Here is a 10128-nt window from a genome sequence, read left to right as displayed (position 1 = left end):
CGGAAAAGTTCACCGGGTCGCGACGCTCCCCCAGCCACCTCCCCCCGGACTCCGTCCGGGGGGACCCCCACGGAGGTGCCCCCAAGCACGGCACCTCGCCGCGTTGTCGGACCGCGCAAGTACGTCCAGTACGAGCCGCGGCCCTCCGCCTTGCGATGCACCGCACCGGACACACGCCCCGGCACACCCTTCCGGCCACAGCACCTAGCGTCCCGTGGCGCAACGGAGTAGTGGATCACCGGAGCGGCGGATCCGGCAAAGCGGAGGGAAATTCTTCGGCGGGCGGGCTGCGGTTCCCGCACACGCCGCTCGTGCAGCATTTACACCGTCTTTACGTCGCGAAGCGGCCCGGGAGGGGGACCCGGACGATGGAATCCGCAGGTGAACAACCCTTGACCTGCGGATCTCGCGGGGATTGCATGTCGGCCCGGGAGCCACGGAACCACTTGCTCACCACCGCCTCGGAGGCAATACCGCTCCCGCGCTCATTCACCACACCTGCCGATCGGAACTCCGCACCGATGACTGACACCATCAGCGCCCCACAGGCCCTCTCCCCCGCCACCGGGCCCGTCCCCCAGAAGCTCAAGCGTTCCATCGGCGTCGTCGGAGGGACTCTGCTCACCCTCTCGTGCGTGACGCCCGCCTCGACGCTCTTCGTCGTCGTGCCCGATCTCTTCGCCAGCCTCGGCACCTGGACCGCCCTCACCATCGCCATCGGCTCGCTGCTCTGCATCGGCGTCGCGTTCTGCTACTCCGAACTGGGCACGCTCATCCCCAGCGCGGGCGGCGAGTACGCGATGGTCTCGACGATGGCCGGCCGGCTCGCCGGATGGCTGGTCTTCGTCCTGTCCCTGCTGGTCGTCATGATCGTGCCGCCCGTGATCGCCATGGGCACGGCCGACTACCTCGCCCCGGTGATCGACATACCGGCGCCGGTCGCGGGCGGCGGCGTCATGCTGCTCGCCACCCTCGCCGGTCTCCTCGACCTGCGGGCCAACGCCTGGATCACCGGCATCTTCCTGGTGCTGGAGGTCGTCGCCGCCGCCCTGGTCGCCGTACTGGGCTTCGCACACAGCGAGCGCGGCGCCGACGCGCTGGTGCACGGCACCGTCGCCGCCGAGGGCGGCGGCACGTCCACCGTCACCGCGATGATGGTCGTCTCCGGGCTCGCCATCGCGCTGTTCATCACCCAGGGGTTCTCGACCGCCGTCTACCTGTCGGAGGAGCTCGAGAACCCGCGGCGCAACGTCGCCCGCACCGTGCTGCTCACGCTCGCCATCTCCACCGCCGTCATCCTGGTCCCGGTCATCGCCATCACCATGGGCTCCCCGGACCTGGAGGCGCTGGCCGCCGGCGACCTCGGCGGGATGGTGACCGCTTGGTCCAACTCGGCCGTCGGCACCTTCGTGAGCCTGTGCGTGGCCCTGGCCATCGTCAACGCGGGCATCGTCATGGTCATCCAGAACTCGCGGGTGCTCTTCGCCTCCGCCCGCGACAAGGCCTGGCCCGCGCCCGTCAACCAGGCGCTGTCCAAGCTGGGCCGCTTCGGCTCGCCGTGGGTGGCCACCCTGGTCGTCGGTGTTCCGGGTGCGGCGCTGTGCTTCGTCAACCTGGACACCCTGTACGGCGTCACCGGCGTCTCCGTGACCGGCATGTACCTGCTGGTGGCGGTGGCCGCGCTGTTCAGCCGGCGGGGGGCGCACCGCGAGGTGGCCGCCTGGCGGATGCCGCTGTGGCCGGCCATCCCGGTCGTGCTGATCGTCGTCCTCGCGTACATCCTGACCCAGCAGGAGATCCAGTACCTGCTGTGGACCGGCGGGCTCACCGCCGCGGCCACCCTGTACTGGGCGCTGTACCTGCGGCCGCGGCGCGAGACGCGCTGGCTGGTCAGTATTCCGGAGGACGGCGAGGAGATCGCCGCGTAAGGTCGCCGCAACGGGACCGCGCGGTCCCGCCAGGGTGCGGGGCTGTGGCAGAGCGGTCCATTGCACCGTCGGCACCGGAGGTCTCCCGGTGCCGACGGCCGGACCTGGCCGTCGGCCCCGCGGGTTCGAATCCCGTCGTCCCGCACCCGGATTCACAAAGTCAGTCGGCCACCCGGATGACGACCTTTCCGAAGGGCGCGTCCGTGGCATGGCCGCGGTAGGCGGCGTGCGCCTCCTCGAAGGAGTGCACGCGGCCGATCACCGGGCGCAGTTCGTGGGCCGCGACGGCCCGGTTCATGTCCTCGAACCGGGCCCGGCTGCCGACGAAGACGCGGCGGATCGTCGCCAGGGTCGACGCGTACACGTGCGAGATCTCGATTCCCGGCTTGCGGGCGCTGCCCGTGATGAGCAGGGCGATCTGGCCGTAGAGGGAAGCGGCGCGCACTGACTGTTCGAGGGTCTCCGGTCCACCGGTCTCCACGACCAGGTCCGCACCCCGACCCTCCGTCCAATCCCGCACCTTCGAACCCCACTCGGGCTCGCGTACGTAGTCGACGACCGCGTCCGCGCCCAGCGCCTTGAGCCGGTCCGCCTTCTGCCTGTCCGAGGTCGTCGACACGACCCGGCAGCCCAGCAGCTTCGCGAACTGCACGGCGAAGAGCGCGACCGGGCCGGTGCCCAGGGTCAGTACCGTCTGGCCCGGCAGCAGGGGGTCTGCGCCGGTCAGGGCGCTCCACGCGGTCACCGCCGCGCAGGGCAGGGTGGCGGCCTCCTCCCAGGTCAGATGGGCCGGGACGGATACGGCACTCTGCTCGTCGAGGACGGCGTACTGCGCCAGCATGCCGTCGAGGGTGCAGCCGGGCTGGTCGAAGGCGTCGGGGGTGATCCGGCCGGAGCGCCAGCGCGGGAAGTACGTGCCGGCGACGCGGTCGCCGACAGCGAACCGGGTCACCGCCTCCCCCCCGGCCATGACCTCGCCCGCGCCGTCGCTCAGGGCGACGACCCCGGGGGCGGCGGGCAGCGGGTAGCGCCCGTGGAGGATCAGCAGGTCGCGCCGGTTGAGCGAGGCGGCCTTCACCGCGACGACGATGTCGGTCGGGCCGGCCGGCTCGGGAATCGCGGGCCCGCTGTCGCGGAGCACGATCCCGTCGATGTCGCCGAATGCTTCCAGGTGGTACGCACACGCATCCCGGCCTCCAGGGCGGTTCCGTCTCTCCGTGGTCCTTCTGGCTGCCGATGCTGCGCGGCCGGGGATATGCGCGGCAATTCCCTTCCGGGAATCGCCGGGTCCGCCGGGCAGCAGCTAGAAAGGTATCCATGGCCACCACCACCGGCACCGCCCCCGTCCCCACCCCCGCCGAGCCCTCGCCCTTCTCCCTCGAAGTGCGCCGGCGGCGGGCGCTGGGCCGGATGAGCCAGCTCGAACTGGCCACGCTCGCCGGCACCACGCAGCGCCACCTCAGCTTCATGGAGAGCGGCCGGTCGAGGCCGGGGCGGGCGATGGTGGTGCGGCTGGCCGAATCCCTGGGGCTCACCCTGCGGGAGCGCAACTCCCTGCTGCTTGCCGCCGGTTACGCGCCCGCCTACGCCGAGTCGCCGCGGGACGGGGCCGCCCTGGAGCCGGCCATGACGGCCCTGCGGACCATCCTGACCGGCCACCTGCCCTACCCGGCGGTGGTCGCCGGGGCGCGCGGTGAACTGGTCCTGGCCAACGAGGCGTTCGGGGTGCTCACCGAGGGCGCGGCCGCGCACCTGCTCGCCCCGCCGGTGAACGTGCTGCGGCTCGCGCTGCACCCTGAGGGCATGGCGCCGCGCGTGCTGAACCTGGCGGCGTGGGGGCGGCACATCGTGGAGAACCTGCGGGGTCGGGCGCAGGCCCATCCGGATCCCGAACTGGACGGTCTGATAGCGGAGTTGCGGAGCTACCTGCCGGCGGAGGCGCCGCCCGGTCCGGACCACCTCGGCTTCGCCGTGCCGCTGCGGCTGCGCGGTGCGGGCGGAAGCGAGCTGCGGCTGCTGACCACCCTGACCTCCTTCGCCACGGCCGTGGACGTCACGCTGGCCGAGCTGCACCTGGAGGCCTTCCTCCCGGCCGACGCGGCCACCGGCGACCTGCTTCGCCGCCGCGAGGAGGACCGGAAGGCCGGCGTACGGGCCTGACCCGCGCCCGGTGGCTCCCCTCAGTCCCCCGCCTCCTCCCGGGCCAGGGTGAGCGCGGTGTTGACCAGGCCGATGTGGCTGAAGGCCTGCGGGAAGTTGCCGAGTTGGCGTCCGGCGACGGGGTCGTACTCCTCGGCGAGCAGCCCCACGTCGTTGCGTACGGCGAGCAGCCGCTCGAAGAGGGCACGGGCCTCCTTGGGCCGGCCCGTGAGGTAGAGCGCGTCGGCCAGCCAGAACGAGCAGGCCAGGAAGGCTCCTTCGTCGCCGGGCAGTCCGTCGACGGAGGGCCCTTCGGTGGTGTAGCGGCGGACGAGGCCGCTCTGGCCCAGCTCCTCCCGGACCGCGTCGACGGTGCCGATGACGCGCGGGTCGTCGGGGGGCAGGAAGCCGACCCTGGGGATGAGCAGGGTCGCCGCGTCGAGTTCGCGGGAGCCGTAGTACTGGGTGAAGGTGCCCCGCTCGGGGTCGTAGCCCTTCTCGCACACGTCGCGGTGCACCTCGTCCCTCATGGCGCGCCACCGCTCGACGTCCCCGGGCATCGAAGGGTCGTGCTCCAGGGTGCGCACGGCCCGGTCGGCGGCGACCCAGGCCATCACCTTGGAGTGCACGAAGTGGCGGCGCGGGCCGCGTACCTCCCACAGCCCTTCGTCGGGCCGTTGCCAGTTCTGCTCCAGGAAGTCGAGCAGTGCGAGCTGGATCCGCCAGGCGTGGTGTTCGGAGGGGATTCCCGCGGCGCGCGCCAGGTGGAGGGAGTCGAGGACCTCTCCGTACACGTCGAGCTGGAGCTGGTTGACCGCGGCGTTGCCGACGCGCACGGGGGCGGAGGAGGCGTAGCCGCGCAGCCAGGGCAGCTCGACCTCGGGGATCCGCCGCTCGCCCGCGATGCCGTACATGATCTGGAGGTCGGCGGGGTCGCCGGCGACGGCGCGCAGCAGCCAGGCGCGCCAGGCGAGGGCCTCGTCGAGGAAGCCGGTGGCGAGGAGGGAGCCGAGGGTCAGGGTGGAGTCGCGCAGCCAGCAGTAGCGGTAGTCCCAGTTGCGGACGCCGCCGATCTCCTCGGGGAGGGAGGTGGTGGCCGCGGCGGCGATGCCGCCGGTCGGGGCGTAGGTGAGGGCCTTGAGGGTGATGAGGGAGCGGGTCACGGCCTCCCGGTAGGGGCCCTCGTAGCGGCACTGGGCGGTCCATTCCCGCCAGCCGGCGAGGCTCTGCTCCAGTGCCGCGAAGGGGTCGATCGGCTCGGGGCGCGGCTCGTGCGAGGGGTGCCAGGTGAGTACGAAGGCGACGCGCCGGCCGGCGGTGACCGGGAACTGGGAGCGGGTGCTGTTGTCCTCGCCCCAGGTGCGGACCGGGGGTTCGCTGCGGAACCAGGCGGAGTCGGGTCCGGCGATGGCGACGCGGTGGCCGTCGATGCGGCGGACCCAGGGGACGATGTGGCCGTAGTCGAAGCGCAGTCGCAGGGTGCTGCTCATCCTGACCCTGCCGGAGACGCCCTCGACGATGCGGACCACGTCGGGGGCGACGTCGCGCTGCGGCATGAAGTCGGTGACCTTGACGGTGCCGGTGTCGGTCTCCCAGTAGGACTCCAGGATCAGCGAGCCGTCTACGTAGGCCCTGCGGGTGCACTGTTCGCCGTCGGCGGCGCCGACGGGGGCGATGCGCCAGTGGCCGTTCTCCTCGTCGCCGAGGAGTCTGGCGAAGCAGGCCGCCGAGTCGAAGCGCGGCAGGCACAGCCAGTCGATGGACCCGTCACGGCCGACGAGCGCACTGGTCATGAGGTCGCCGATGAGTGCGTAGTCTTCGATGGGTTGTGTCATTTGATCGCTCTTCCCGGGAATGTCCGGGGCCAATCAGGTCAGGCCCCGGACACCCGCGCGCGCGTCAGCTGCGTACGAGGAGCAGCACGCCGGCGAGGACGACGCCGAGGGCGACGGCGAGGGCGCCGTGGGCCAGGCGGTGGCTGCGGAGCACGGGCAGGAAGCGGTCGACGGCGTAGCGGCCGGGGCCGGTGAGGGCGAGGGCCGCGGCGCCCGCGGTCAGCAGCAGTTCGTACTCGATGCCCTCGGGGGCGAAGAAGGATCCCGCGCCGTGGACGGCGATCGCGTTGATGAGGGTGCCGACGACGGCGGCGCCGGCGAGCGGGGTGAGCAGGCCGACGGCGAGGCCGAGGCCGCCCAGGGTCTCGGTCAGACCGGCGAGGACGGCCATGGCGTCGCCGGCCGGGTAGCCGCTGGCGGTGAAGAACCGGCCGGTGCCGCTGATACCGCCGCCCCCGAACCAGCCGAAGAGCTTCTGGGAGCCGTGCGCGGCCATGGTCAGGCCGAGGACGAGGCGCAGGAGCAGCAGGCCGGCGTCGTGGCCCGGGGCGGACAGGGCGAGGTCCTGCGCGGTCGCCGCCGTCCGCGTCTGCGCGTCCGGGTGCGTGTTCGCCGAGGTGACGGAGGGGGTGGTCATCGTGGGGGTTCCTTCCGGTCGGGCGGCCCGAGGAGCGGGGACGGAGTTGTTCAAATTCGAACCGCCAGTCACCGACCCTAACCAGTGATTCAAATTCGAACAACCCGTGTACGCTGGGCCCATGGCTGAAACGAGATGGCTGGACGAACGCGAAATGCGGGCCTGGAGCGGATTCCTGGCCGCGTCGGCTCTGGTGAACCGCCGTCTCGACCAGCAGTTGAAGGACGACTCAGGACTCTCCCACCCGCAGTACGAGATCCTCGTGCGCCTCGCCGCGGCCCCCGGGCGCGAACTGCGCATGACCGAACTCGCCAATGGCCTGATCAACTCCAAGAGCGGGCTGACCTACCAGATCACACAGATGGAGAAGGCCGGGCTGGTCCGCCGCCGCAGCTGCCCCTCCGACGTGCGCGGCGTCTTCGCCGTCCTCACGGAGGCGGGCAGCGCCCGCCTGGACGAGGCGGCGCCGGGGCACGTGGCCACGGTCCGCGAGATCCTCGTCGACGTGCTCACCCCCGAGCAGCTCGACGCGCTCGCCGACGGACTGGGCGAGGTGGGCCGGCGGCTGCGCGCGCAGGGCGCCTGAGCGGCCGCGGTACGCGGGCGCCCGATCCGGGTATACGGCCGCAATGAACGGAAAGGTCTGGCTCACGCTGGCCGCGGTCATCGCGGCCGGACTCGCGCTCTACGCGGCCGTGCTGCTCGTACGGGTCTTCAAGGCGCGGCGCCTGCTGCTCGACGCCGGGATCCCGCTGCGCGACAAGGCCCTGTTCTGGGTCGCCGTGCTCTACACCATCTCGCCAGTGGACCTGATTCCGGATCCGGTCTACCTGGACGACATCGGCATCCTGCTGCTGGCCCTGCGCTCCCTCCATGCGGCGGCGGCCCGGCTGCCCGGCTCCAAGGACTCTGCCGCCTCTTGAGCAGGCGGTCAGAGGACTCCCCGGGGCCGGAACTGGACGCTGATGCGGGGGCCGACAGCCCGAGCCGACTTCGGCACTGCGTGCTCCATGGTCCGCTGGCAGGAGCCGCCCATGACGACCAGGTCCCCGTGGCCCAAGGGCAGCCGCAGCAGGGTGGCGCCCCCGTCGCGGGGGCGGAAGGCGAGGTCGCGGGGATCGCCGACGGAGACGATCGCGACCATGGTGTCCTCGCTGGAGGAGCGGCCGGTCCGGTCGCCGTGCCAGGCCACGCTGTCGCGGCCGTCGCGGTAGAGGCAGAGCCCCGCGGTGACGAACGGCTCGCCGAGCTCGGGGGCGTAATGGCGGGTGAGGACCTCGCGGGCCTCGGTGAGGGCAGGGTGCGGCAGCCCCTCGCCTTCTCCGTAGAAGGCGAGCAGCCGGGGCACCTCGACCTCACGCTCGTACATCTGCCGCCGCTCGGCGCGCCAGGGCACGTCGGCGGCGAGCCGCTCGAAGAGCGTGTCGGCGCCGCTCAGCCAGCCGGGCAGGTGGTCCACCCAGGCTCCCGCGCCGAGCTCCGTGCGCCGGATTCCGGCGAGCGGGCCGAGCCGGATCTCGTCGTCCTGGTCGAAGAGCGACCCTTGGAGGCCTAGCGCTCCCAGGGCTCCTTGGACTGCGTGCATGGCACCACTCTACCCCCGCAAACCGAACACACGCACGAATATGGAGGCGGCTGCGCTTACGGCCCCGGATGTGGGCCACCCTGCGGCCGAGGATCTCGGCGACGCCCAGCCGGGTCGCCGCCAGCACGACGCGGTCCTCGGCCTTCAGGACGTAGTCGGGGTCCAGCTGCCACACCAGCCCGGGCCGCCGGGCCGGATCCTCGGTGTGGGCGGTGGACAGGTCGGGGCGGCGCTCCTCGGGGGAGTCCGTGTCGAGGGCGATCACCCGCCAGGCCCCCGGGCGGAAGGACTCGGCGATGGTTCTCCCCTCCAGCTGCGGATGGCCGGCCACCTCGACGGCGGCGAAGAGCAGGACGCGGCGCTCCACCGGTATGGCTCCGAGGATCTGCCGGCCCATCATCGCCCCCGCGAACGCGGGGGCGGCGGGGTGTGCCGCGCGCAGGGTGCGGTACACGGCGGTCGCGAAGTCGTCCTCGAACAGGCGCATCACCACCCGCAGTTGGGGCTTGACCGTGCGGGCGTACAGGGCGGCTTCCAGGTTGGTGGTGTCGGAGCTGGTGAGGGCGAGGAGCGAGTGCGCCCGGCGGACGCGGGCGGCCTCCAGCACGCCTTCCTCGGTGACGTCGCCGAGGACCACGGGGACGCGCAGGTTCCGGGCGAGTGCCAGGCCGCGGGCCTGCGGGTCCGACTCCACGCAGACCACTGGAATGTCCAGCTCCCGAAGCCGCGCCAGGACCCGTGCCCCGATCTTGCCCAGTCCGAGCAGCACGACGTGCCCTGACTGGGCGCGGGACGGGCGGCGCAGGACGCTGGCCGTCCGGAAGGCGCCGAACGCCTCCAGTGCGGCGGCCACGAGGACCGGCAGGAGGAGCAGGCCGACGAATCCGGCCAGGATCTGGAGCGTCTTGCGCTCAGGGGGCTGCCCCAGGGCCGGGTCGTTGATCGCGAAGATGTCCAGCAGGGTGATGTAGGCCGCGTGCAGCAGGTGGTCGCCCGTGATCACCGAGGACGCCACGGCCAGTGCGGTCACGGCCAGCACGATGCCGGCCAGCGACCAGCGCAGCCGGCGCGAGAACAGATAGCCCACAGGCAGGGAGGCCGTGTTGAACCGTGCCGCTCGCTGCGCCGCCGGCTGTCCCGGCCCGACATGGGTGATCGCCTCCAGGGCCACGATGCCCCGCCCGGTCGCGGCGGCCACGGCGGGAGCGTCGGGGAGGAGTTGGAGGCCGCGTTCGCCTCCGAGAACTGAACTCTCGCTGCCCGCGGGGTCGCTGGCCGTGGCCGACAGCAGAGCGAGCGTGCACAGGCCCGGATCGGCCACCTCGCCCCGTCCCGGTGGCGTACGCTCCACCGCGCGCAGCAGCAGCCCGTCGGCCTGGACCACCTTGCTCGTTCCGGCGATCGCGCTGGCGGCCAGTGCGGGCGCCGCCGTGTCGGCGTCCGAGAGCACCGTGGTCGAGGAGTCGAGCTCGCGCCGGTCGAGTTCCGGCTCGGCGACGATCGCCGCCTGGTCCAGCAGCTCCTCCAGGTGCTGGCCGAGCTTGCGGTTGTAGAGCCGGATCACCAGCCGCAGCCTCGGGTTGAGCCGCCGGGCCACAAGGGCGGCCCTGATGTTGGTGTCATCGTCCTCGTAGACGAGTGCCAGCGCGGCGGCCCCGGCCACCCCGGCCGCGGCCAGCACCTCCTCGTCCGGCTCGGCCGCCTCCAGTACCCGCAGTTCGGTCGCGGGCGGCCGCCCCGCGGCCGTTGCCCGGGTCCGGGCCGTCGGCACCCGGCCGAACAGCCCGAGCCCGCGGCCGGTTCCCCGCTGCCCGAGTGCCGGCTGCGAGGTCCGGGCGGCGGGCACCACGAGCGTCACGCGCTCCTCGTACACGTCGCGGAGTTCGGCCGCGAGCCGACGGGACAGACCGTCGTCGCCGCATACGACCATCCGGCCGGTGGCGTCGGGGAGTTGGTTCCGCGAAAGGTTCGACTGCACCTGCACAGGATGCCTTGCCGGGCCGC

The 10128-nt window shown here is 72.5% G+C and carries 9 protein-coding genes and 1 pseudogene; 5 read left to right on the top strand and 5 right to left on the bottom strand.

The window, feature by feature from the left end; genetic code table 11:
* Positions 1-521 precede the first annotated feature (521 nt).
* Together J7E94_RS06935 and J7E94_RS06930 are read left to right on the top strand one after the other, a co-directional pair.
* Positions 522-1928, top strand: a complete 1407-nt coding sequence (locus tag J7E94_RS06935; RefSeq protein WP_215013258.1) for an APC family permease — start codon at positions 522-524, stop codon at positions 1926-1928.
* Positions 1929-1964: 36 nt separating this feature from the next.
* Positions 1965-2073: pseudogene (locus J7E94_RS06930) on the top strand.
* A gap of 15 nt (positions 2074-2088) precedes the next feature.
* On the opposite strand, the gene J7E94_RS06925 reads toward J7E94_RS06930, so the two are convergent.
* Positions 2089-3069 (bottom strand): NAD(P)-dependent alcohol dehydrogenase, encoded by a 981-nt coding sequence (locus J7E94_RS06925; RefSeq protein ID WP_308344653.1) that lies wholly within the window; start codon positions 3067-3069, stop codon positions 2089-2091.
* 176 nt (positions 3070-3245) lie between these two features.
* Here J7E94_RS06925 and J7E94_RS06920 point away from each other — a divergent pair, with 176 nt between their 5' ends.
* Positions 3246-4088, top strand: coding sequence for a helix-turn-helix domain-containing protein (locus J7E94_RS06920; RefSeq protein ID WP_215013257.1), 843 nt, complete (start codon positions 3246-3248; stop codon positions 4086-4088).
* 20 nt (positions 4089-4108) lie between these two features.
* Here J7E94_RS06920 and J7E94_RS06915 read toward each other — a convergent pair whose 3' ends face one another.
* Complete coding sequence (locus J7E94_RS06915) at positions 4109-5902, bottom strand: glycoside hydrolase family 15 protein (RefSeq protein WP_215013256.1); 1794 nt, start codon at positions 5900-5902, stop codon at positions 4109-4111.
* A gap of 64 nt (positions 5903-5966) precedes the next feature.
* Positions 5967-6539 (bottom strand): DoxX family protein, encoded by a 573-nt coding sequence (locus tag J7E94_RS06910; protein ID WP_215013255.1) that lies wholly within the window; start codon positions 6537-6539, stop codon positions 5967-5969.
* A 121-nt stretch (positions 6540-6660) separates the two neighbouring features.
* Between J7E94_RS06910 and J7E94_RS06905 the strand changes: the two genes are divergently transcribed.
* A complete protein-coding gene (locus J7E94_RS06905) occupies positions 6661-7125 on the top strand; it encodes a MarR family winged helix-turn-helix transcriptional regulator (RefSeq protein ID WP_215013254.1) in 465 nt (154 codons plus the stop codon).
* Between the two features lie 43 nt (positions 7126-7168).
* Positions 7169-7462 (top strand): YkvA family protein, encoded by a 294-nt coding sequence (locus J7E94_RS06900; protein WP_215013253.1) that lies wholly within the window; start codon positions 7169-7171, stop codon positions 7460-7462.
* 8 nt (positions 7463-7470) lie between these two features.
* On the opposite strand, the gene J7E94_RS06895 is transcribed toward J7E94_RS06900, so the two are convergent.
* Complete coding sequence (locus J7E94_RS06895) at positions 7471-7998, bottom strand: alpha-ketoglutarate-dependent dioxygenase AlkB (protein WP_308344650.1); 528 nt, start codon at positions 7996-7998, stop codon at positions 7471-7473.
* Positions 7895-10102, bottom strand: a complete 2208-nt coding sequence (locus J7E94_RS06890) for a TrkA family potassium uptake protein (RefSeq protein ID WP_374224399.1) — start codon at positions 10100-10102, stop codon at positions 7895-7897. Before J7E94_RS06890 ends, J7E94_RS06895 begins: the two co-directional genes overlap by 104 nt.
* Between the last annotated feature and the right edge of the window lie 26 nt (positions 10103-10128).

The sequence above is a fragment of the Streptomyces sp. ISL-94 genome (genome assembly GCF_018614075.1).
In the GTDB taxonomy this organism is placed as follows: Bacteria; Actinomycetota; Actinomycetes; order Streptomycetales; family Streptomycetaceae; genus Streptomyces.
Note: the sequence above shows the minus strand (reverse complement) of the source record. Positions and strands in the feature narration are given on the sequence as shown.